Annotated in this window: 20 protein-coding genes; 8 read left to right on the top strand and 12 right to left on the bottom strand. The window is 57.4% G+C overall.

All coding sequences use genetic code 11. The features are described 5' to 3' along the window. Nucleotides 1-87 precede the first annotated feature (87 nt). Nucleotides 88-717 carry a TetR/AcrR family transcriptional regulator gene (locus RGM3321_RS19690; protein WP_244394491.1) on the bottom strand — a complete coding sequence of 210 codons (630 nt, stop codon included), beginning with the start codon at nt 715-717 and terminating at the stop codon, nt 88-90. Between the two features lie 224 nt (nt 718-941). On the opposite strand from RGM3321_RS19690, the gene RGM3321_RS19685 reads away from it, so the two are divergent. Further along, nucleotides 942-1,463 carry a DUF3237 domain-containing protein gene (locus tag RGM3321_RS19685; protein WP_244394490.1) on the top strand — a complete coding sequence of 174 codons (522 nt, stop codon included), beginning with the start codon at nt 942-944 and terminating at the stop codon, nt 1,461-1,463. A gap of 58 nt (nt 1,464-1,521) precedes the next feature. Here the strand turns inward: RGM3321_RS19685 and RGM3321_RS19680 are convergent, their stop codons facing one another. From RGM3321_RS19680 to RGM3321_RS19670, 3 genes are all read right to left on the bottom strand, one after another. Continuing rightward, on the bottom strand, nt 1,522-3,642 hold the full coding sequence (locus tag RGM3321_RS19680; protein ID WP_244394489.1) for a TonB-dependent siderophore receptor: 2,121 nt from the start codon (nt 3,640-3,642) through the stop codon (nt 1,522-1,524). A 109-nt stretch (nt 3,643-3,751) separates the two neighbouring features. Further along, entirely contained in the window at nt 3,752-4,189 is a 438-nt protein-coding gene (locus RGM3321_RS19675; RefSeq protein WP_244394488.1) for a GNAT family acetyltransferase, read from the bottom strand. Between the two features lie 54 nt (nt 4,190-4,243). Continuing rightward, nucleotides 4,244-5,188, bottom strand: coding sequence for an alpha/beta hydrolase (locus RGM3321_RS19670; RefSeq protein WP_244394487.1), 945 nt, complete (start codon nt 5,186-5,188; stop codon nt 4,244-4,246). A gap of 363 nt (nt 5,189-5,551) precedes the next feature. Here RGM3321_RS19670 and RGM3321_RS19665 point away from each other — a divergent pair, with 363 nt between their 5' ends. The 3 genes from RGM3321_RS19665 to RGM3321_RS19655 all read left to right on the top strand — a co-directional run bounded on the left by RGM3321_RS19665 (nt 5,552) and on the right by RGM3321_RS19655 (nt 8,818). Next, nucleotides 5,552-6,034, top strand: a complete 483-nt coding sequence (locus RGM3321_RS19665) for a GNAT family N-acetyltransferase (protein WP_002554160.1) — start codon at nt 5,552-5,554, stop codon at nt 6,032-6,034. Between the two features lie 457 nt (nt 6,035-6,491). Beyond that, entirely contained in the window at nt 6,492-6,752 is a 261-nt protein-coding gene (locus RGM3321_RS19660) for a DUF1652 domain-containing protein (RefSeq protein WP_244394486.1), read from the top strand. A 665-nt stretch (nt 6,753-7,417) separates the two neighbouring features. Further along, the gene (locus RGM3321_RS19655; RefSeq protein WP_244394485.1) at nt 7,418-8,818 is read left to right on the top strand and encodes a lysine N(6)-hydroxylase/L-ornithine N(5)-oxygenase family protein; all 1,401 of its coding nucleotides are present in this window, start codon (nt 7,418-7,420) and stop codon (nt 8,816-8,818) included. A 109-nt stretch (nt 8,819-8,927) separates the two neighbouring features. On the opposite strand, the gene csrA is transcribed toward RGM3321_RS19655, so the two are convergent. The 3 genes from csrA to RGM3321_RS19640 form a co-directional block, all read right to left on the bottom strand. After that, a complete protein-coding gene (gene csrA / locus RGM3321_RS19650) occupies nt 8,928-9,116 on the bottom strand; it encodes a carbon storage regulator CsrA (RefSeq protein WP_002554157.1) in 189 nt (62 codons plus the stop codon). Between the two features lie 558 nt (nt 9,117-9,674). Then, nucleotides 9,675-11,027, bottom strand: coding sequence for a GntP family permease (locus RGM3321_RS19645; RefSeq protein ID WP_055005401.1), 1,353 nt, complete (start codon nt 11,025-11,027; stop codon nt 9,675-9,677). A gap of 98 nt (nt 11,028-11,125) precedes the next feature. Beyond that, on the bottom strand, nt 11,126-11,614 hold the full coding sequence (locus RGM3321_RS19640; RefSeq protein WP_244394572.1) for a gluconokinase: 489 nt from the start codon (nt 11,612-11,614) through the stop codon (nt 11,126-11,128). Nucleotides 11,615-11,896: 282 nt separating this feature from the next. Here RGM3321_RS19640 and RGM3321_RS19635 point away from each other — a divergent pair, with 282 nt between their 5' ends. Next, the gene (locus tag RGM3321_RS19635; protein WP_244394484.1) at nt 11,897-12,913 is read left to right on the top strand and encodes a LacI family DNA-binding transcriptional regulator; all 1,017 of its coding nucleotides are present in this window, start codon (nt 11,897-11,899) and stop codon (nt 12,911-12,913) included. A gap of 327 nt (nt 12,914-13,240) precedes the next feature. Beyond that, nucleotides 13,241-14,212 (top strand): YncE family protein, encoded by a 972-nt coding sequence (locus RGM3321_RS19630; protein ID WP_244394483.1) that lies wholly within the window; start codon nt 13,241-13,243, stop codon nt 14,210-14,212. Between the two features lie 77 nt (nt 14,213-14,289). On the opposite strand, the gene RGM3321_RS19625 is transcribed toward RGM3321_RS19630, so the two are convergent. From RGM3321_RS19625 to glcD, 4 genes are read right to left on the bottom strand one after another with little or no spacing between them, the layout of a single operon-like run. Continuing rightward, nucleotides 14,290-14,697, bottom strand: a complete 408-nt coding sequence (locus RGM3321_RS19625; RefSeq protein ID WP_244394482.1) for a heme-binding protein — start codon at nt 14,695-14,697, stop codon at nt 14,290-14,292. 20 nt (nt 14,698-14,717) lie between these two features. Continuing rightward, nucleotides 14,718-15,965, bottom strand: a complete 1,248-nt coding sequence (gene glcF, locus RGM3321_RS19620) for a glycolate oxidase subunit GlcF (protein WP_244394481.1) — start codon at nt 15,963-15,965, stop codon at nt 14,718-14,720. 2 nt (nt 15,966-15,967) lie between these two features. Next, the gene (gene glcE, locus RGM3321_RS19615) at nt 15,968-17,026 is read right to left on the bottom strand and encodes a glycolate oxidase subunit GlcE (RefSeq protein WP_244394480.1); all 1,059 of its coding nucleotides are present in this window, start codon (nt 17,024-17,026) and stop codon (nt 15,968-15,970) included. Continuing rightward, nucleotides 17,026-18,525 (bottom strand): glycolate oxidase subunit GlcD, encoded by a 1,500-nt coding sequence (glcD, locus tag RGM3321_RS19610; protein WP_244394479.1) that lies wholly within the window; start codon nt 18,523-18,525, stop codon nt 17,026-17,028. The genes glcE and glcD overlap by 1 nt, the downstream gene beginning before the upstream one ends. 159 nt (nt 18,526-18,684) lie before the next feature. On the opposite strand from glcD, the gene maiA reads away from it, so the two are divergent. Together maiA and hppD are read left to right on the top strand one after the other, a co-directional pair. Beyond that, a complete protein-coding gene (maiA, locus tag RGM3321_RS19605; protein WP_244394478.1) occupies nt 18,685-19,320 on the top strand; it encodes a maleylacetoacetate isomerase in 636 nt (211 codons plus the stop codon). Between the two features lie 143 nt (nt 19,321-19,463). Next, entirely contained in the window at nt 19,464-20,540 is a 1,077-nt protein-coding gene (hppD, locus tag RGM3321_RS19600; RefSeq protein ID WP_244394477.1) for a 4-hydroxyphenylpyruvate dioxygenase, read from the top strand. 56 nt (nt 20,541-20,596) lie between these two features. Here hppD and RGM3321_RS19595 read toward each other — a convergent pair whose 3' ends face one another. Then, nucleotides 20,597-22,795: an EAL domain-containing protein gene (locus RGM3321_RS19595; RefSeq protein WP_244394476.1), complete on the bottom strand. Its 2,199-nt coding sequence runs from the start codon at nt 22,793-22,795 to the stop codon at nt 20,597-20,599. Nucleotides 22,796-23,149 lie beyond the last annotated feature (354 nt).

The following is a 23,149-nucleotide window of genomic DNA, read 5'->3' as shown; positions in this document are numbered from 1 at the left end:
GCTAAACGGTAAGCAAATATGTCATGCGCCAGCGGTTTTACATTTTAAACAACATTTAAAAAGGGCTGCCCGCCGCAGCCCGGTGAATCAGCGCTTTTCCATGCCTAGCATGAAGGTATCGACTGCTCGTTTGACCATGCTCTGAATCTGCTCGACGCTTAAGCGTGCGGGTGCTTGCTGATAAAGGCGAATGTCGGTTTCCGCAGTCAGCAGCGAGGTGAGTTGCAGCGCTGCGATATGCGGGTCAGTGGTACGTAGCTGGCCACGTTGCATGGCCGCATTCATCAGCGTCGTCACTGTTTGCAGGAACTCCCTGGGGCCTGAGTCATAGAACATCGTACCGATGTCGGAGTGCCCGGATTCGGCCACTACCATGCGGTACACCGCCAGCGCGCTGTCATCATTGATGAGCACCATCAACATTCGCTCCCCGAAGCGCGTGAACAGCGTTCGCAGGTCTAATTCTGTATCGGTGTCCTTGTCGACAGAGATCGCCAGTTCTGAAACGGCCTCGGCAAGATGAGCGGTTGCAACCCTGTTGACCACGGCGATGAACAGCTCTTCCTTGGAGGGGAAGTAACTGTAGATCGTTGCTTTGGAGCCGCCCATCCGTTTGGTGACTTCATTCATCGACGCACGTTCGTAGCCCATTTCGAGGAAGACGCTTGCTGCGGCATCAATGATGGCTTCGCGGCGTGCTTCAGTACGCACCTTCATTTATATCCTCAATCCTTTAGTGAACCGGGTAGTACAGTAAATACAAAATTCTCTAGACTGGAACTGAACCGTTCGGTACGATTTCAGCCGGTTCCAAGGAGCTTACTGGAAAAGGCAGCGCAGATAAATGCCGACGGATCGAGGCGCTCTATATTTTGCAAATCCGATGGCTGGACCCAGCCATCCATTGCCCGAATTGATTCAACGATGGAGTGAACAGGTCTATGAACGTCATCGATTTCAAGAAACCCGTCAAACGCTCTTTTCGTGGTAATGCAGCAGTGGCGCCTCAGCTTGAGAAGGTGCTGACCGTCATTCTGAAAACCGACGCTCCTGTGCTTATGGGCATATGCAGCGATGGACTGCGTAGCAATAGCAGGATTCTGGGCGGTGAGTTCCATGCCGAATATTTCAGTGGCTCGGTGCTGGCTGGCGGTAGCTGTATGCAGGTTGAATTGTCATCCGAGCTTGCCTTTGTGGACGCTTGTTTCACCCTGGTCACGCAATTGGGTGAATTGATCAACGTTGAAAGCCGGGGCGTTCTGCTCATGGACGAAGTGGGTCAGCAGGAACTGCAGAACGGGGTCTGGCCGATCAGTGACGGCCATTACCAATGCACGTGCACGCCGCGCTTCAAGGTTTCCCTTGGGCCTAATGAATGGCTGGAAAAGAGCGCCTTCATTGGCAAGACCGAGTACATTCAAGGCAATGAAACGCTGATCAGTTTTTACCGGATGAAGCCCTGATTCGTCGCTTTGGTTGGGCGTGGGGCAGGCCTTTTCAGGCCTGCTCCGTTGCAACTGGTTAAAAAGTGACACTGGCGCTCAGGCGCGCGGTGCGCGGCTCGCCAACGTTGACCTGCAACTGGCTGCCGCTACTGGACGGGTAGTACTGCTTGTCGAACAGGTTATCGACGTTCAATTGCAGGCGCGTCTTGTAGCCGGCCATCGGCACGTCCCAGCGTAGAAACGCATCGGCTACTGTGTAGCTGCTCATATAGAAGGTATTGGCATCATCGCCAGCGCGCTCGCCGACGTAACGCGCGCCTCCGCCGGCATGCCAGTCGCCCAGACCGGACGGGATCTGCAGGTGGTGGGTGAGGTACAGGCTGGCAGTGTGCTTCGGCGCCTGGCTCAAACGATTGCCCTTGTTGCTTGGGTCATCGAGCACTTCGGTATGGGTGTAGGCGTAGGTGCCGATCATGTCCCAGCGCTCCGCTATGCGCCCGGTCACGTCCAGCTCCACACCTTGTGAGCCGACCTTGCCAGCTGCTTCGCTGATGCCGGTCACGCCAGTGGGGGTGACGACGTTTTTCTTCTCGATGTCGAACACCGCGAGGTTGAGGTTAAGCGCCGGTGCCAGTGCATATTTGGCACCGACTTCGTAACTACGGCCTTCTTCCGGGTCGAAGGTCGTGCCGTCATCGTTCACATCGTCGTTGGGCACGAACGAACGGCTGTAGTTGCCGTACAGCGAGAGGTCTTCATTGACCTTGAATACCAGACCGGCCATTGGCAGAAATACATCGTCATTCTTGTCCAGATTGGTGACTCGGCTAGCACCAAGGCCTTGTTTGATGTACTGGTCATAATGCTGATAGCGACCACCCAGGACCAGGATCCAGCGGTCGTTCAGGTGCCAGTTATCCTTGAGGTACAGGGAAGATGAGGTCAGTTGATTGCTCAGGTTACTGTTCGCCGCGCTGACCACACTGGGCTCGGCCAGGCTGCCATACACCGGCGAAAAGATATTGAAGCCGTTTTGAGCCGTGTTGCGGTAGGTCTTGCCGCGATACTTGTCGGAGTCTTCCTGCTCGGCACCGATCAACAGATCATGTTGCTGGCCAAGAATCTCTTGCTTGCCGATGAAGTCCCAGCTGGCATAACGCGTTTCATAATCATAGTGGCCGCCATTGGCCTGACGACGCAGCACACCGCTGCTGGACAATGTGCTTGGCTGGGCAATCGAGAGGCTGTAGCGGTCGTTGTTCCAGCCGTAGGTCAGACGGGTTTTCCAGTCATCGCTGAGCTGGTACTCGAAGCGCGCGGTTGCGGTTTCGCTGATGCCCACGGTATTGGACCATTTTTCGTCGAGCCGCTTGTCATAGCTGATATCGGCCGGATGACCTCCCGTGAACACCGTGCCGCGGTCGAACGGGCTGACGTAATCGTTGTACTCGTAGGCGAGCGTCAGGCTGGCGCGCTCTCCGGTCCAGGACAAAGAGGGCGCGATCAGGGTGTGCTGGTCGACGCCATAGTTACGCCAATAGTCCTCGCTCTGACGTTCCGCCACCAGTCGGTAGGCCAGCCCGGAATCGCCCAGCGGGCCGGTGGTGTCGATGCCGAAACTGCCACCGCCTTCGCTGTAGGCCGAGCCACTGAGCGTGGTGCTTTGCACATATTGCGGTTGTTTGCTGATCACGTTGATCACGCCACCCGGCTCCATCGCGCCGTACAGCAGCGATGCCGGGCCTTTGAGTACTTCAACGCGCTCGGTGGTGGCGCCGAAGTTTTTCGATACCACCGAGCGTACGCCATCGCGCAGGACCGAGCCGTCGTCGTTAGTACCGAAGCCACGCTTGATCACCGAGTCCTTGGTGTTGCCCAGCGTGTTGCCCTGGCTGACGCCACTGACAAACTTCATGGCATCGTCCAGCGAGCGCACGTTGTAGTCGGCGATGGTCTGCGGTGTTACCACATTGACCGACTGTGCCTCCTCCTTGAGCGGCACATCACTCTTGCTCGCGGTGCTGGTGCTTTCGGCGCTGTAGCCTTCCCGGCCTTCGGTAGCGGCGGCGGATACCTGTGTGGCAGGCAAGGTTGCGGTTTCAGCAGCATGCACTGCGCCGCTGGCGCACATCGCCAGTGAAAGTGCGGACAGCAAAAAAGGGCCGGGACGGCGAGGACAGTGTGAGGAGGTGCTCAAGGGAAATGCTCAGCAAGGACGTTAATAGCAATAATTGTAATTTGATACTGATTCTCATGTAAATAAATGATTGAGCCCGTTGCTCTGCAAACAGGGGCCTCTCAGGGCATTAATGAGTATCGACGTTGGCGTCAATCCGCTTGCCCATGCTGATGATGGGCTCGGGGGTGTACCCCAGTGTTTGATAAAAGGCCTGCACACTTTCGTTGAACGTATGAATCTGCAGGTTGATCTTGACGCAGCCAAGGTCCGCAAGAGCCTGTTCAGCGTGCCTGACCAGTGCTGTTCCCAGTCCTTTGCCCCGCTGGTGCGGGGCAACCGCAACCGAATACAGCCAGCCGCGATGGCCGTCGTAACCGGCAAGAATGGTCCCGGTCACACGGCCGTCCATGACTGCGACGAAAAACAGCGGGTCCCCGACAGCCAGTTTCTTGTCGATCGACAACTCCGGGCGGTTATGCGGCATGGGGTCATTGAAGACTGTCTTCCACAGCTCGATGACGGTAAGGCGGTGATGCGGATCTGAATACTCGACAATGCAGTTCATTGCGCGGTCCCTGAGTGATGAGCCCAGAGACTACTGCGTCGTATCCGGGCATGTCTAACCAGCGTTCTTTGCCGGCTGGTCCTTTGTTGTGACCCTGGGCAGTGATGTGGGTGTATCGAGCAACGTACGGATGGCCCGACTATAGGCGGGCTGGCCGATCTGCATGCTGTTGTTGTGCGTACCGCCAGGCACCAGTATCAGTTTCTTGGGTTCCTGCGCCGCTTCGAACAGCTGCTCGCTGAAGCGTGCCGGTACGTAGCGATCCTCGGTGCCGTGCACGATCAGCACCGGCATGTGGATGTCTGCAATCTTGTCCAGAGAGTCGAACTTCTGCGACAGCAGCCAGCGCACAGGCAGCGAGGTATTGGCCAGTGCGGTGGCCACATCGGCCAGGTTGGTGAAGGTAGATTCTATTATCAGCCCGCGGGCCTGAATCGGCGCGTTGTCCTTTTCTGCGTCGTTGCCCAGTTCGGCGGCCAGATCCACCGCAACTGCGCCGCCCAGCGAGTGCCCATAGATCAGCCTGCGCTGCGGATCGGGCTGCAGTTGTTTCAGGCGGGCCCAGGCGATGCGTGCATCTTCGTACACTGACTTCTCGGATGGCAGCTGGCCCATGCTCTGCCCAAAGCCCCGATAATCGATTGCCAGTATCGAGTAGCCCTGCGCCTTGAGTTGCTGGATACGGAACAGCTGGCCGGTGAGGTTCCATCTTGAGCCATGCAGGTACAGCACGGCCGGTGCATTCTTGTCCGATGCGGGCCACCACCAGGCGTGGATATTCTGCGATGGTCCAAATGACGGTGCGCTGAGTTCGATCTCCTGCACATCGGCGGGCAGACCGCTGTACCAGCTTGCGGTGCCAGGCTCGATGCGAAAAACCAGCTCGCGCTCCTTGTGCTCAAGCACTGCACAGCCGACCGGGAGGCCGATAATGATGGCCAACATGCAGACCCATTTGATCGGACGAGCCTTGAAGCGAGCCAGGGGCGAAATCGGCATAAGACGCATGTTCCAGTCAACAAAGTGAAATAAATGCCGGTTCTGCGTCAGGGTTGCAAGACGAGTCGCCAAACATGGGTTACAGGATATTGCACAGAGGGGTTCCGGGTATGTTTTCAAGCTGAGCCATCGCGATGTACGTGCAAACCCCGACGCTTCAATACGTTGCGCCAGAAGGTCCGAATGCAGTGTCAACAAAGACGCTCATTAGCACAATTCGTTATTGAGGTGCCTTTTTCGATAGCCGGGGATTATGCTGTGACGGAGCGGGCGCTGTGTTTTTGTCACCTGCCGTCGCCCGAATCGCCGATCTGCTTGACGTTTTCTCGCGCTTTCTTCAATTTCTTCAAGAGGTTACCGCCCATGTTCCATCACCGTCCCCTGGAAGAAAAAGACATCCCCACCATCTGCGAACTGCCGCAGAATGCCGACGAACTGTTCTACATGTTCCCCAGAGCGACTTACCCGCTGACTGCCTCGCAACTCAGCGAAGCGCTGGAGACCCGTCACGACTCGACCGTCATCGAGATGGATGGCGAAGTTGTCGGGTTTGCCAATTTCTCTCAATGTAAATTTCGCGGCCGCTGCTCGCTGGGTAACGTGATCATCGCACCGAAGGCCCGCTCCAAAGGGGTAGGGCGTTACATGATCACCAGCATGATGGGGATCGCCTTTGACAAGCACGAAGCTACTGAGCTGATTGCATCCTGCTACAACCACAACGTCCCCGGGTTGCTGTTTTACCCGCGGATGGGGTTTCGCCCTTACGCCATCGAAGAGAAACGCGATAAACAAGGGGCACGAGTGGCGCTGATCCATCTGCGCCTGTCTGGCTCGGAACAGTAGTTTTCATGCGAGGGCACGCACGGCCATTATTGCATCGGCCCGGGCGTGCCTTTTATCTCTATCCTGTTTTTCAAGCGACTCGATAACAGTGTCTGGTTATTTTTTCAGATAACTCCACCCCGGCAGTCGACCGTTCGTCAGTATTTATGCTGTTTTCTGGTGTGACGTTTGTGCGCGGTGATTCATGTCAGGCGGTAGTACGCTGGAAATCATTACGATGAATCGTTTTTTCTGCTGATTCTTCAATAAGGAACGGCGTTAAAAGGGGGTGGCTTATTCGGTTGTGGAAGTTGCTATAAGGGGCGCGTGAGGTGTATAACTCGTTTAAGCATAACGCGAGTGACGACAGATAATTGGCGGGCTGGTCTGGGCCGTTTTTTAAAAGAGTCATCAACAATAAAAATTGTCAAAATTTGTCATGGTCGGGACATGCTTATACCCATAAGGAGATAAAGAGATGATTACGAGTGGACTGTCTGAGTTAGAACTCAGGAGTATCGTTGAACGTGCATTCCTGCCGTTGCGTTGCACCTGCACCATTGCCAACGATCAGATGACGGTGCAAATAAGCGATCCGGTGTCCGGGCGCACCCATCGCCAGACGAGCCTCCCGCTCAGCCGCATCAAGACCATGCGGGATATCTCTGCGCTGGTAGCCGGGTTGCGTGAAGAGCCGGCAAAAGCCAGGGCGTCACAAGCGCATTACAGCGCTGCCTGATATTGCTTCATCCCTCTGATGCCTTGGCATCACGCAGCAAGGCCTCGATCAGTGTTGATCGGGGCCTTGTCGTTTGTGCGGTTGTCGGTTTTAGTCTTTCCGGGCAAAACTCGCCGTCCCGTCGCTCGTCAATTTAACAGCGCCGGAGTCATGCTGTTTCAGCGTCGGGCAATAAAAAAATAAGAGAAATTCATGAAGCTTTTTAACAACCTTGGACGCTACGCACGCCAAGGCTTTAAAAAGCACAAGCGCCGTGAAATCATCAGCTTATAGCGCAACGCTGAACTGTTTGCGCAACGTTTTGCCAATTTGACACTTTTGCGTTTCTTTGCAACTATTCGATTGCCTCCTGAATGCGTAACGCATTGTCACGATTTTCCACTTGATAAAAATGCCGCCTTTAAAAACGGGCGGTAGCATTGAGAGTTTTTTATTGCCCACTCCGTTACTTCAAGATCCCGCCTGTTTTATGTGTTGTAGCTTTCTGTAAAAAACACTGTTTCATGACGACTCATCACTTCGGTGAATGAGCCTTTGTCGGTGTTTGGTTGTATGTGTTTCGCCTCGAATCGTGCAGGGACGCTGGTTCGCCTGATCAGCCAGGCACTCGATCATCCAGAACTTCTGTGCTGCACCAACGTATGAAATGACGATGGAGCATCATCATGTTTGATAACGGTATGGAAACAACCTGCGGCTGCGTCGTCGGAGGGGCCGGGCTCGCCGGCATGGGGTTTTTGTTCAATGCCCTGAAGACCGGTGCAATGCCTGGAATTGCCGCGAAAGGATTGATCGTCATTGATGCAAGCGACCGGCCCGGAGCAGGCGTGCTGGGGGAGTATCGGATTACCGCCAATTCTGTGGGTGATGTATTCATCGATTGCCTGCGCGATCCGGCGTTGCGTGAGGTATTCGAGCCGCTGGAAAACTCGGCAGCGTATTGGCGTATCAACGCGCAGGCGCAAAGCGCGCCGCAGCTGTCTGATGCCGGTCTGCTCATGGCCGAGGCCGCCAGGCTGGTACTCGACCACATCGTGCAGCGCTACGGAGTAAAAGTCTGGTCCGGTACGACCATTGAAGAGGTGGTGAGTGACGGCGACACATTCTGCTTGCACGTTGACGGTCCGCACGGCAAAAGACGTGTGCGCTGCCGGGCGCTGGTACTCAATCTGGGTGGACGTCAGGACCCTCAACACCTGATTGACGCTCTCTCCGCGCAGGGGCTGGCGTTGCCGGGCAATGTGAACATTCAAAGCGCCGACAGGTTGCTGCGTATGAATGCGGTGCAATTACGCGAAGTGTTCGGCCCCGCGCTGGTCGGTAAGGGGAGAATCACGATTGTGGGTGGGTCACACAGTGCATTTTCAATACTGGAAAATCTGGCAGATGCACTGGAGTTCGCGGGTTTGCAGGAACTGACGCTTATTCATCGAAGCCGCATCAGGCTGTTTTACGAAAGTGTCGAACAGGCACTGGCGGCTGGTTACCTTTTCGATACTCAATACGATGTGTGTCCGGTATCAGGTCGGGTCAACCGCTCCGGAGGCTTGCGTTATCGGGCGCTGGAGATTGGACGCGAGGCGCTGTGTAGCGGCCGTGTCGGCAAGACGGGGGTGCGCGTGCAGATGCTGCAGACGTTGGGTGGGCGACCTGGTGACCACGAGCTTGCCCGGCTAGCGCTTGCCGACTCGGCAGTGATCGTGCAGTGCTCTGGCTATCAACCCGTGCTGCCGACGCTAAGAGATGCCCAAGGCAACTTCATCAGCCTGCGCGAGACAGAGGGCGGTCTTGAATCCGACGCTTGCGGCTGTCCGTTGGACCAGCAGGGGCGGCGAATGAAGGGCCTGTATCTTTTTGGTCTGGGGGCCGGGCTTGGCGTCGATCCGCATCTGGGCAGTGAGCCCGCCTTCAATGGACGTATTTACGGTGTCTGGCAGTTTCACCATGATGCTAGCCGAGCAGTGGTTGAGGCCGTCACCAGCAGGCTGTCCTGTCCCACTGCAGTTGCCATGGTACCCGGGCTGGACTTGTTCATGCAGGCAACGCTTCACATACAGGCGGTTTAGGCAGCGATTAGAGGTAAACAGCACCATAAAAAACGGCGTCCCAGGGACGCCGTACGGCTGTCTGCCAGTAAATGGCAAATCAACATTGAATAAGGGGGTGCTGCAGGAATTATTGTGGGTCCTGGTTTGGAGCCAGTTCTGCCTGGATACGTTTGTAGATCTCTTCACGATGCACTGAAACATTTTTTGGTGCATTGATGCCCAGGCGGACCTGAAGCCCTTGAACGCCAAGAATCGTGACAGTGATCTCGTCACCGATGTTTATGCTTTCGCCTACTTTGCGAGTGAGTATCAACATAATCTTTTCCTTGATGGCCTCTTGAAAACGCCTCTCTCAAGAGGCTGGCGTTTGCCTTTGCGTGGTGATTGTTGCCGAGTGCATCCAAATGCATCCGTCTTATGACGTCACATGGGTGAATTAAATTCCCTCGGTTCATTTTCTTGTCATCGAGATTTGCATCTGCGATACGACGAGCGCGCCAATTCTGCCCGTTTCGACGTGAAAATGCCCGTATTTACTGGCGTCATGTAAAAAGTATCGTGAACCGCTGCACGCTTTGAGGTCGTCATCGTCTCACTCGACGAGGCGGGATAAGCCCATCTCGGCATGAGTGTAAGCGTAGGCATGACTTTGCGAGATTGCTCGGACTTTCTGAAAATTCAGTTGAAAGTGTTGAGCGGGGATGTAGGAAAGGGCTGCCGGGTCGCCATTGCTCCTGACCTCAGGCGTGTTGACGCTGTCAAGGACACTGGGTGCAAGATTCGGAATGCGCGCTGTTGCGCTGAGATGCGATGTACATCAAGGCGTTGGCCTTCGCGGGTTTTATAGCCCGCAAAGGCCCTGCCTGTAATGGGCTTAGAGCGCCATCGATAGCAACATGATGAAGATCAGGCCGACCACCGACAGGATGGTTTCCATCACCGTCCAGGTCTTGAAGGTTTCGGCTACCGTCATGTTGAAGTACTGCTTCACCAGCCAGAAACCGGCATCGTTGACGTGCGAGAGGATCAACGAGCCAGCACCGGTTGCCAGCACCAGCAGCTCGCGGTTGACGCCGGGAATCAGGCCGACCACTGGTGCCACGATACCTGCGCCGGTGATGGTTGCCACGGTAGCCGAACCGGTTGCAATACGGATGACGGCAGCCACCAGCCAGGCCAGCATGATCGGGTTGATCTGAGCTTGCACAGCCATGTGTCCGATCACGTCGCCCACGCCGCTGGCGACCAGCATTTGCTTGAAGCCACCGCCTGCACCTACGATCAGAACGATTGCGGCAACCGGTGCCAGGCTCTGGTCCAGCAGTTTCATGATTTTTGTACGGTCAAAGCCACGCGCTGCACCAAAGGTGTAGAAGGCCAGCAAAAGCGCTGCGAGGAGGGCGCTGATCGGGTGACCGATCAGGTCCATCCAGATGCGGAACATGTTGTTTTCCGGCAACACCACATCGGCAAAGGTCTTGAGCAGCATCAGGAAGACCGGCAGCAGGATGGTCACCAGCGTAATGCCGAAGCCTGGCAGGTTTTCAGTGCTGGACTCTTTGGCAATCTGGTCCATCAGCTCCTTTGAAGGAGTGCCAGGGATGCTTTTGGAAATCCAGTTGCCGAAGATCGGGCCAGCGATGATGGCCGTCGGTAGCGCAACAATCAGTCCGTAAAAAATGGTCTTGCCAATGTCGGCACCGAAAATACCGATGGCCAGCAACGGACCCGGATGTGGCGGAACCAGACCGTGCACCGCTGACAGGCCTGCCAGCAGCGGGATACCGATCTTGACGATGGATACGCCAGTACGACGGGCAACAATGAACACCAGCGGGATCAGCAACACAAAGCCGATCTCGAAGAACAGCGGGATGCCCACCAGAAAGGCCGAGAACATCATTGCCCAGTGCACTTTCTGCTTGCCGAAGGTACGTATCAACGTTTGCGCAATCTGGTCTGCGCCGCCCGAGTCGGCCATCAGCTTGCCGAGCATGGTGCCCAGGCCGAGGATGATACCGACGAACCCCAGCACGCCACCGAAGCCGTCCTGAAAGGATTTCATGACTTTTTCAACCGGCATTCCCGAGGTCAGGCCAAGAAAGCCTGCCGCCAGGGTCAGCGCGACGAAAGGGTGCACTTTGAAGGTGGTGATCAGCAGCACCAGGCCGACGATGGTCACCAACGCATCGACGAGCAGGAACGTCTCATGGGTCATACCGAACATGGGTGTTTCTCCGGTTTATTGTTTTAAGGAGCTGTTAACAGCGCCGACGTTTATCGTGTGTACGCAAGACAGCGCTGTCTTCTGCGCTCACGCCTTTATCAGGCGTGGGAGTCTTTCCACCATGCTGCGGCTTTTTCACCGATGACATCGATAGGCTGCGATGCATCGACGATCAACGTCAGCGGCTCGCCATATGGCGGCTCAAGGGTTGCGAACTGGCTGTCCACCAGACTGGCGGGCATGAAATGCCCCGGCCGGTGCGAGCAACGTTCGGCGGCAAGTTCCTTGCTAAGTTCCAGGAATACAAAGCCCAGGCCAGGCACTGCATCGCGCAGACGCTGGCGATAGATAAGCTTGAGCGAGGAGCAGGTCAGCACAGGGTGCTCACCGTTTGCCAGGGCAGCAGCCATCTCTTCGCCCAGGCGGGTCAGCCAGCCAGCGCGGTCTTCATCGTTGAGAGGGGTTCCAGCGCTCATCTTTTCGATGTTGGCCGGGGGGTGGAACGCATCGCCTTCGATCAGGCGACCGCCGCTGTTGCGGGCGATCTCGGCACCGACGGCGCTTTTGCCGCAGCCAGAAACACCCATTACCACAAGGGCGGAAATAGCAGTATTCGCAGTTGTCACAGTAGGCACCTCATCTGGAGACAGCGCTGTCTTTGTCCGGTGGACATCAGGCTCAGCCCGGGCTGTTCCAGTTTTTGTCGTTGTTTTGGGCTCATCAATAAGCATTGGAGGCTGTTCTCCGCGGCTACCCTGACCGGGTGGCCCATGTGAAACCAGCGATAAAGCATTGTCACCTTCCATGAGACAGCGCTACCTTATGGGGCATTCGACACATTTGGCAACCCCTATGTTAGTTGGCAACGCATGATCCGCATTGGTTCCCGCTCTACTGGTCGTCCTACGCTCAATGAGGTGGCAAGGCTTGCCGCCGTGTCGCCGATCACGGCCTCCCGAGCATTGCGCGGCGTTACCACCGTTGCGCCGGAGCTGGCGGAAAAGGTCCGCGCAGCGGCACACACCCTGGGCTATGTCGCCAATCCTGCAGCCAGGGCGCTGGCCTCTTCTTGTAGCCAGACCGTCGTGGTGCTGGTGCCTTCGCTTTCCAACCAGTTGTTTATCGAGACGCTGGAGGCCATTCAGGAGGTGTTGCGTATCCGCGGTCTGGACGTGGTGATCGGCAACTATCACTACTCGCCGGACGAGGAGGAGAAACTGCTGCGCAACCACCTGGTCAATCGTCCGCGGGGTATTTTGCTGACCGGTTTTGACCACACTTCGGCGTCGCGCCAGATGCTTGAAACCAGCGGCGTACCTTGCGTACACATGATGGAACTCGATACTCGACTGGGCGCCTACTGCGTCGGCTTCTCGCAACAGCAGGCCGGGGCCGAAGCCGCACGCCATCTGTTGGGCCGTGGTCGTCGTCGACTGGCTTACATGGCCGCTCAGCTCGACCCTCGCGTATTGCAGCGCGGGGCAGGGTTTCGCCAGGTGCTGGAGGAAGCCGGGCTGTTCGACCCCGAACTGCAGGTCTCGACGCCCCAGTCGTCCTCGATTGGCTTGGGTGGTGAGTTGTTTGCCCGCCTGCTGGAGCAACATCCGGATGTCGACGGGGTTTTCTTCTGCAATGACGACCTCGCGCAGGGCGCTGCCCTTGAGGCTTTGCGTCTTGGCGTCGCAATTCCCGAACGCGTATCGCTGGTGGGCTTCAACGATCTGCCCGGCTCTGCCCATATGGTGCCGCGCCTGACCTCGATACGCACGCCCAGGGAGGAAGTCGGGCAGCGCGCAGCACAGGTGCTGCTGGGCCTGCTCGACGGGGTCACGCAGCATTCGCAGGTGGATGTAGGGTTTGAGTTGGTAGTACGGGAAAGCTCCTGAGTATTTCTCAAGGCCAGCCCTGCATGCTTTCCCCCTGGCCATCACGCTGACCAGTGGTCGTTGCGCTTCGGGCTTTCCGCCGCTGGGCTGGAGTGCCCGACGGCCCTGTCCTGCAACGCTGTCGATACCCTCATTCGAACGGTTTCGACGCGTCCCGACTGTTATTTCTGACAGTACCCATCACCTCGTGTTGAGTATTCAATGACCCTACGTTTTTGGATCGGAGCGGCATAAGTGTCTTGGCCGCATCGTTGGATGACGGGGATATATCTTCTTATCTATTCCCCGTCCTGGCGGTCTTACAAGACCTATTGAAGGGTGAGAGAAATGCAAAAAAGAGCATCTCAAAACGTTAGAGCTTTGACTCACATCGCAGACCCGGTAGGTTCAGGCGCTCCTCTGGACATCGCATGGTTAACCGGCATCATCCCGCTGGGCTTTGTACCCGCTGAGATCGTTATCAGTCCCGATGAAACTACGCTGTATGTCGCTCATGAGAGTGGCCGCGAAGTCAGCGTGGTCGACATCGCCAGTGCAAGCGTGGTCGGCAGTATCAAGCGGGCAGGCGCGGGTGCGATTACCCTGAGCCCCGATGGGAAACGGCTTTACACCATTGGCCAGAAGAGGTGCTACGTGGTGGACACGCGCTTGCGCGAGGTCATCAGGATACTTCCGGCAGCCAACGTCAACCGGATCCTGTGCAGCCCGGATGGCCGGTTTATCTGCCTGTCCTTTCAGAATGCGCTTGGCGGGCTTATCCGCCTGATCGAGACCGAGAACTACACGGTCGAAAACGAGTTTGATCTGGGTGCCCTGACCAATGCGTCGCTGGCCCTCGGGATCAGCCCTCTGAATGACCGGTTTTACGCGACGATGCTGGTCGACCGGACGGCACCCACCGATGTTCTTGCAATCAGCAAGGTGGATTACCTGCAGTATGATATTCCCGGGTTTTCCGATCCGCGATCGATGGCCTTCAGTTCCGATGGCGCTTGGCTATATGTGGGCGGAATCGACGAGGTCTACATTATCGATGCCGCCACCAACAAAATGTTTTATCGGGAGAAGATAGGTACCCAGGGCTATCCGGTAAAAGTCATAGGCGTTACGCCGGATGAGCGCTATGTGTATGCGATCTACACCTGCAATTACGACGTCTACCGGATCGACACCGTGAAAGGAATCGCCACTTGTATCGCCTACTTTCCTTCGGTGGGCGGCGCGGTACTCAACAGGACCGGTACGTATATTTACTCGACCCACCCGGACATGAGCTGGATTTCGATCTACAGGTTGTAGTTGCTCCCGCCAAACCTGCCACGGCCGATGACGCAGACGCAGTGGCCGGTTGTCTTTGTCATCGGGGGCTTGAACTGTCAGTCGGCATTCAGCGCCGCGATGCCGGCATTGGCCACTTGCGCATCCTGCTCGGCCTTGACGCCGGAGACACCCACCGCGCCAATCACCTGGCCATCGACGATGACCGGCACGCCGCCTTCCAGCGAGGTCAGCAGCGGGGCGCTGAGAAATGCCATACGCCCGCCGTTGACCATCTCTTCGTAACCTTTGGACTCACGTTTGCCGAGTGCCGAAGTACGGGCTTTTTCGATCGAGATATAGCTGCTGATCGGCGACGCGTCGTCCAGCCGCTCGAACGCCAGCAGATGGCCGCCGTCATCAACGACAGCGATGGCCACAGCCCAGCCATTGGCCTGGGCCTCGTCGCGTGCGGCACCGAGCATCAGGCTCACTTCGGTCTGGGTAAGGACGGCTTTGATTTTCATGGGTTGCTCCGGAGCAGTGGTTATTGGATAGGAGTGCAGCGAGATTCTGGAGTGCCAAGCGCTTCGTCAATCAGCTCAATCCAGTGCCGTACCGAAGTTCGGTTGGCGCTGGCCAGGTGAGTCTGACAACCGATATTGGCAGTGGCGATGACCTGAGGTTTGCCGCTTTCCAGCGCGTTCATGCGGTTGTCGCGCAATTGACGGGCCAGGGCTGGCTGAGTGATTGAGTAGGTGCCGGCAGAGCCGCAGCATAAATGGCCGTCCGGCACCGGGGTCAGGTTGAAGCCTAGACGAGTCAGCACGCGTTCCACTTCACCACCGAGTTTCTGTGCGTGCTGCAAGGTACATGGACAGTGGAACGCCAGTCGCGTGTCAACCTTGATGCCCAGGGTTTCCAGCGGCTCGTCACGCAGCACTTCGACCAGATCCTTTGTGCGCGCACTGATGCGCTTGGCCTTGTCTGCATAGGCGGGGTCGTGGCGCAGCAAATGGCCGTAGTCCTTGACGAATGCACCGCAACCGCTGGCCGTCTGGATGAGGGTTTCGGCACCGCCTTCGAGCGCGGGCCACCAGGCGTCGATGTTGCGCCGCGCCCGGTCCAGGCCTGCGTCCTGTGCATTCAGATGATAATCCACGGCGCCGCAGCATCCGGCGTTGCCGACTGCAGTAATACCGATGCCCAGACGATCAAGCACCCGTGCCGTGGCAGCGTTGGTATTAGGTGACAGGCCTGGCTGCACGCAACCTTCAAGCAGCAGCGCCTGACGTGCATGACGAGTGATAGGCCGAAGCCCGGCAGGATGGACTGTTGCAGGCAATTTGGTTGCCAGTGTCTGCGGCAACAAGGGTCTGAGTTTCATGCCCATTCCGGTCAGCAAACGGAACAATCCGGTATTGGGAATTACCTGGCGCAGGCCTTCGCGCAGCAACCTCTGGCCAAGCGGGCGGGGCACCAAAGCCTCAACCGCTGCACGGCCGATATCCAGCAGATTGTGATAATCCACGCCGGACGGGCAGGTGGTCTCGCAGTTGCGGCAGCTCAGGCAGCGGTCCAGGTGCAAGCGGGTTTTTTCGGTGACTTTCTGGCCTTCGAGCACCTGTTTGATCAGGTATATTCTGCCGCGCGGGCCGTCCAGTTCATCACCCAGCAGTTGATAGGTCGGGCAGGTGGCGTTGCAGAAACCGCAATGCACGCAACTGCGCAGGATGCGTTCGGCCTCTTCGGCGCGGGGTAGGGTTCTGGCGTGTTCACTCAATGTGGTCTGCATGCTTAAAACTCCGCGTACAGTCGGCCGAGGTTGAAAATGCCCTGCGGGTCGAGCCGGGCCTTGAGGGCCTGGTGGTAACGCAGTACAGGTGCGGCCAGCGGGTGGAATGGGCTGTCGACAACGCCCTGGCTGTAGCAGGTTGCATGTCCGCCAGCCGCCGTCGTGATCGCTCGAATGGTTTCGCCGTCTGCATCGGATTTCAGCCAGCGCTGCGCGCCGCCCCAGTCGATCAGTTGTTCGCCTGGCAGGGCGAGCGCGGCGCTGTCGGCAGGTACGCAGAGCCGCCATAAAGGTCGCGGGTCCAGAAAAAAGGGCAGACGCTGCTCATTCAACTGCTGCCAGTACGCGCCATCCAACACTTCGCCACCGAGCCGCTCATGGGCTGCTGCTACCGAGCCTTCGCCGCCTTCAAGACGCAGGCGCAGCACTCGACCGTCGTGGCTGGCTGCGCTGATGGGCATCGGTTGCTGACCCCATTCGGCGAGGCGGGCCAAGGCTTGCGAGCTGTCCATCTCCAGCGCGATGCTGCTGCACCGACGCGGTTTGGGCAGCACCTTGAGCGACACCTCGGTCAGCACCCCAAGGCAGCCAAAACTGCCCGCCATCAGGCGTGAAACGTCATAGCCTGCAACGTTCTTCATGACTTCGCCGCCGAAGCGCAGGTGCTTGCCGAGGCCGGTGATGACCCGGGTGCCCAGCACGAAATCACGCACCGATCCGCTCCAGGGGCGGCGCGGGCCCGACAATCCAGCGGCGACCATGCCGCCGAGCGTTGCGGAGTCAAAGCCGGGCGGCTCGCAGGGCAACGTCTGGCCTGCGGCGTCGAGCACCTGCATCAGCTCGCTCAGCGGCGTACCGGCGCGGGCGGTGATCACCAGTTCTGTCGGGTCGTAACTGACGATGCCACGGTGTTCGCGGGTATCGAGCACCTCGCCTGCTGTCTCACGGCCAAGAAAGGCCTTGCTGTTGCCCCCCTGAATACGTAATGGCGTGCTGTCCCGCAGCGCTTGATCGACCCGCTCGAGCAGAGCCTGGCTGACGTCTTTGTCCATCTCGCTCATCAGAAGCGCTCCAGTTCGGGAAACGGCAATTGCCCGGCATGAACATGCATGGCACCGAATTCCGCGCAGCGATGCAGGGTCGGGATGTTCTTGCCGGGATTGAGCAGACCGCTGGCGTCGAATGCGGCCTTGATGGCATGGAAAAAAGTCAGTTCATCACTGTTGAACTGCGCGCACATCTGGTTGATCTTCTCGCGACCGACACCGTGCTCGCCGGTGATGCTGCCGCCGACCTTGACGCACAGCTCAAGGATCTTGCCGCCCAGTGCCTCGGCGCGCTCCAGCTCACCCGGTTGATTGGCATCGAACAGGATCAGCGGGTGCATGTTGCCATCGCCAGCATGAAACACATTCGCCACGCGCAGTCCGTACTGCGCTGACAACTCCTTGATGCTGCGCAATACTCCTGGCAACTCGCGTCGCGGGATGGTGCCGTCCATACAGTAGTAATCCGGTGACAGACGGCCCACGGCGGGGAATGCGTTCTTGCGCCCGGCCCAGAAGCGCACCCGTTCGGCCTCGTCTTTCGCCTGACGCACTTCGGTCGCGCCAGCCAGTGTCAATACCTCGCGAACCCGTTCGCAATCGGCGTGTACATCGGCTTCAACCCCGTCCAGCTCGCAAAGCAGGATGGCTTCTGCATCAACCGGATAGCCTGCATGGATGAAATCCTCGGCGGCGCGAATCGCCAGATTGTCCATCATCTCCAGCCCGCCGGGGATGATGCCAGCGGCAATGATTTCGGCCACCGCACGGCCGGCTTTTTCCACAGAATCGAACGCCGCCAGCAGCACTTTGGCCACCTGCGGCCTGGGCAGCAGCTTGACCGTGACTTCGGTAATGACACCGAGCATGCCTTCGGAGCCGGTAAACAGTGCCAGCAAGTCGAAGCCCGGTGAGTCCAGCGTGTCGCTGCCCAGGGTCATGGGCTCGCCTTCGACGGTCAGTATCTCGACCTTGAGCAGGTTGTGCACGGTCAGTCCGTATTTGAGGCAATGCACGCCGCCTGCATTTTCTGCCACGTTACCGCCGATGGAACAGGCTATTTGCGAAGACGGGTCGGGTGCGTAATACAGACCGTGGGGTGCCGCTGCCTGGGAAATGGCCAGGTTGCGTACGCCGGGCTGGACCCGCGCCAGACGAGCAGCCGGGTCGATAGCGAGGATCTGATTGAAGCGCGCCATGACCAGTAGCACGCCTTTTTCCAGCGGCAGTGCTCCCCCCGACAACCCGGTGCCCGCGCCGCGAGCGACCACCGGCACGCGATGCGCATGGCACAGTTTGAGCAGCGTCTGCACTTCTTCGACATGCCGTGGCAACGCCACCAGCATCGGCGTGGTGCGATAGGCCGATAACCCGTCGCACTCGTAGGGGCGCAGCTCTTCGGCACGATGCAGGATGTCCAGGTCGGGCAGTTGGCTTCGTAGCTCATGCAGCAATTGCTGCTTGTCGACCGCGGGCAGCACGCCGTCGATGCGTTCGTCATAAAGAATATTCATGCAGGCACCCAGCGTTGTTTTTATCGGGTTAATGCATCCTAGCTCATTCAGCACGAGGCTTGAGTTGACAGCGTCAGGCGGATCGCGCAATTTACGCATTACGTAATGTGGTTACGAAAATAACAAGCACAGCACCCTTGCGTCAGGCAGGCGACTTCCGTGGACCTATTCACCTACTACCGCTCGACCTCAAGTTACCGTGTGCGTATTGCGTTGGCCCTCAAAGGGCTGGATTACGCTGCGATCCCGGTCAACCTGCTGCTTGATGGCGGCGAACAGCGCACACCCAGCTATAAGGCGGTCAACCCGCAGGGCAGGGTGCCTGCATTGAGGCTGGACGATGGCGTGGTCATCACCCAGTCACTGGCGATCATTGAATACCTGGAAGAGTGCTACCCGCAGCCTGCGTTGCTGGCGCAGGATGCCGTTCTGCGTGCTCGCCAGCGGGCCGTTGCGACGCTGGTCGGCTGTGACATTCACCCCTTGCACAACGTTTCGGTACTCGACCGGTTACGCGGTCTGGGTTACGACGAACCCGCTATCCTGAGCTGGATCGAGCACTGGATCGGCGAAGGTTTGCAGGCTGTCGAGCAGTTGATCGAAAAGGACGGCTTCTGCTTTGGCATGAGCCCCGGCCTCGCGGATATTTACCTGTTACCACAGCTGTATGCAGCCCATCGCTACAACATCGAACTGAGTGCATACCCGCGTATCCAGCGGGTCGAGCGTCTGGCCATGCAACATCCGGCCTTTCAACAGGCACACCCTGATGCGCAATCGGACAAGCCGGAGTAGGCTGCCCTCATGAAGATTCTTGGTCTGCAACTGATATTCGGTGATTTTCTCGCGCGCAGTGTGCGAGGGATCCCGTGTGCGCCGCCTGCAGGACAGTGATTGCGCTGGTTTAACCACTCTCACTTTCCTGCAAGGAGCCAGTCATGGCTGATCTCTACGAAAACCCCATGGGCCTGATGGGCTTTGAGTTCATCGAATTCGCGTCACCGACCCCCAACAGCCTGGAGCCTGTGTTTCAGATGATGGGTTTCACCAAAGTCGCGACCCATCGCTCCAAGGACGTGACCCTGTATCGTCAGGGCGCGATCAACCTGATCCTCAACAACGAGCCGCACAGCCTGGCCTCATACTTTGCCGCCGAACATGGCCCTTCGGTGTGCGGCATGGCGTTCCGCGTGAAAGACGCGCAAAAGGCCTACAACCGGTCACTTGAACTGGGCGCACAGCCGCTGGAAATCGCCACCGGCCCCATGGAATTGCGCTTGCCCGCCATCAAGGGCATCGGTGGCGCGCCGCTGTACCTGATCGACCGTTTCGGTGAAGGCACGTCGATCTACGACATCGACTTCAACTTCATCGACGGCGTCGACCGCCACCCGGTTGGTGCCGGCCTTAAATTCATCGATCACCTGACCCACAACGTGTATCGCGGGCGCATGGCGTACTGGGCCGGGTTCTATGAAAAGCTGTTCAACTTCCGCGAGCTGCGCTATTTCGACATCAAGGGCGAATACACCGGCCTGACCTCCAAGGCCATGACCGCCCCGGATGGCATGATCCGCATTCCCCTTAACGAAGAGTCGTCCAAGGGTGCCGGGCAGATCGAAGAGTTCCTGATGCAGTTCAACGGCGAAGGCATTCAGCATGTGGCGTTCTTTACCGATGACTTGATCAAGACCTGGGACGCGCTGAAGGCAACCGGCATGCGTTTCATGACTGCGCCGCCGGATACTTACTACGAAATGCTTCAGGGAAGACTGCCCGATCACGGTGAGCCGGAAACTGAACTTAAATCGCGCGGCATCCTTCTCGATGGTTCTTCAGAAGGCGGCGAGCGCCGATTGCTGCTGCAGATATTCTCCGCAACCCTGATGGGCCCGGTGTTCTTCGAATTCATCCAGCGCAAGGGTGATGACGGGTTTGGCGAAGGCAACTTCAAGGCGCTGTTCGAATCCATCGAACGAGACCAGATCCAGCGCGGTGTACTTACGCCGGACTGAGCATAAGAAGCATCCGTCTTGTGCGATCAGGCGAGCCTGCCCAGGCTCGTTCTGAGTCATTTTCGCTTGAGCACTTCAGCTTGCCGATTGCGAGACGAGATATAGCGCTCGGTGAATTCATGAGCCGGCATGGGGCGACCATACAGATAGCCCTGACCCTCGTCGCACACATAATGGCGCATCAGACTTTCCTGCTCGCGGGTTTCTATGCCTTCTGCCGTGACTTGGAGATTGAAGCCGTTCGCCAGCCTGATAACGGCCTCAATGATGACTTCGTCTTTTTTGCTGCGCTCCACGCCACTTACGAATGAGCGGTCAATTTTCAGTCGTGTCACTGGATAGTCTTTCAGCAGGCTCAGGGACGCATAGCCGGTACCGAAATCGTCGAATGCAATGCCCACACCCAATGAGCGAAGGTGGCGCAGCGGTTCCATAATGCGTTGTTCGTTTCGCAGGATGATGTTTTCCGTGATCTCCAGCTCGAGTGAGTGTGCCGGCAAGGAAAAGTCTTCAAGTGCACTTTCAACCATTTCGGCAAAGTCACGCATGCGAAACTGAGCGGCGAACAGATTGACGCCGATGCGAAATTCGTCACAGCCGGTAGTTCGCCATTGAGCTGCCTGCTCACAGGCTGAACGCAGGATCCATTCGCCCACCGGTACCGCAAGAAGGCCTGCCTCCAGTGCCGGCAGAAAAAACGCCGGGGACATCACACCCAGTGTTGGATGGTTCCAGCGTATAAGGGCTTCAGCTCCGGTAATACGACTGTCCGCAAGTCGTACCTGAGGCTGGTAGTACAGCTCGAACTCTTTGTTGGCCCATGCCTGACGCATCGATGAGCTGAGCGCGCCTCTTCTTGACGCAGTCTGTCGATGCTCGGAGGTGAAGGCGCGAACAAGGGAGCGTCCGTCAGACTTGGCCTGGTAGAGCGCCAGATCCGCATTGCCGAGCATTTGCTCCTCGTCGTAGTCGGAGCCGGACCTTACGGAGACGCCGATGCTGGCGCCGATGTAGATAGAATTGTCTTCAAACTCAATCGGTTCCTCAATGACTGCGATGAGCGCCAGGCCCAGCTTGGTCGCCTTGTCAGGGTCTGCCGTGTCTGACAGGAATACGACAAACTCATCGCCGCCCAGTCGGGCGACCATATGGCTGGCCGGGACGTTTTTGCGAAGACGAAGAGAGGTCACCTGGAGCACAAAATCACCCGCAGCGTGGCCCAACGTGTCGTTGACGTCCTTGAAGCCGTCCAGATCGATCAGCAGGATGGCTGCTGAAAGCTGAGCATCGCACGCCTCCTTGATCCGCCTCTTGAGCGTCGATCGATTGGCAAGCCCGGTCAGGTGATCGTATTCGGCCGCATGCTTGAGTAATTTGTCCGCCTCGACACGCTGGGTGATGTCACGAATGATCGCTCCGAATTGTGGCTCGCCGGCATACGTCCATTGTGAGAGCGAAAGCTCGATCGGGATTGTATGACCGTCGCGATGTATGGCCGTCAGGTTAATGGACTTTCCGATAATGGAGGTCGGGCCGCCTGAAGCCACCCTCGACAAACCTGCATGATGTCTGGAGCGCATTTCGGGCGGAATAATGATGTCGAGAGGCTTTCCCATGGCGTCCTCGGATCGATGCCCGAAAATGAGCTCGGCCGAGTTGTTCCATGAGATGATCCGGTTTTTGCTGTCCGAGCAGATAATCGCGTCGGGTGAAGTCGAGGTGATATTCATGAAGCGGGCGTGGCTGTCTTCATTCTCGAGCGCGAGCCGACGCAACTCCATTCTTTCGATGACCATGATCGCCAGGTCCTGAAGAACCAATTGATCTCGCTGCGAGAAAGTCTCCCGAGGTTTATTGTCGATCAGGCACAGGCTGCCCAGCACATGACCGCTGGCGGTTATCAGCGGCGCCCCGGCATAAAAGCGAATATAGGGAGCGCCTGACACCAGGGCGTTTGAGCTGAATCTCTCATCCTGCAATGCATCAGGCACCAGAAAAACGTTACGGCCCAGGAGCGCAAAATTACAGAATGAGACGTCACGGCCCGTTTCGCAGACATCGAGGCCAACACGCGCCTTGAAGAATTGCCGATCGTGATGAACCAGCGAAATCAGCACAATGGGCACATCGAAAATCCGCGATGCCATTTGCACGATCTGATCGTATTCGTGCTCAGGTGGGGTGTCCATCAACGAAAAAGCATTCAAGATACGAATACGTTCTTCGTCATCATCGCCGACCGGATAAGTGTTCATTTGAGGCCATCGCGATAAGCTGATCGCAGCTGAAACACGAAGCGATCGATGTGCAAGGCCGCTGTGCCGGCAGCGGTAAAAGCCCCCTGCCAACATGCGCTTGCGCCACACCGGAGAAGCAACGTTCGATACATTGGCATTGGAGCACCTCTCACAGTAGCGTATCGGCAGCTGTTTTCGGACAGCTCAGAAGCTGTATCGTCAGAAAGCCGGATACCTGTAACAACTTCTTGAGCAACTAGCGTGGCGGGCATGTATCCAACTAAGGCCAGTATTACCCTGTCGTAACGAAGTGTTCAGGTTTGGTGGCGCAAGGGTATGGAAACTGCGTAGCGGTTTTCACTGCCAATTTAA

Origin of the sequence: Pseudomonas sp. RGM 3321, from assembly GCF_022836805.1 — a bacterium.
Taxonomy (GTDB): domain Bacteria; phylum Pseudomonadota; class Gammaproteobacteria; order Pseudomonadales; family Pseudomonadaceae; genus Aquipseudomonas.
The sequence above is the reverse complement of the archived record's forward strand: the minus strand, read 5'-3'. Positions and strand labels throughout refer to the sequence as shown.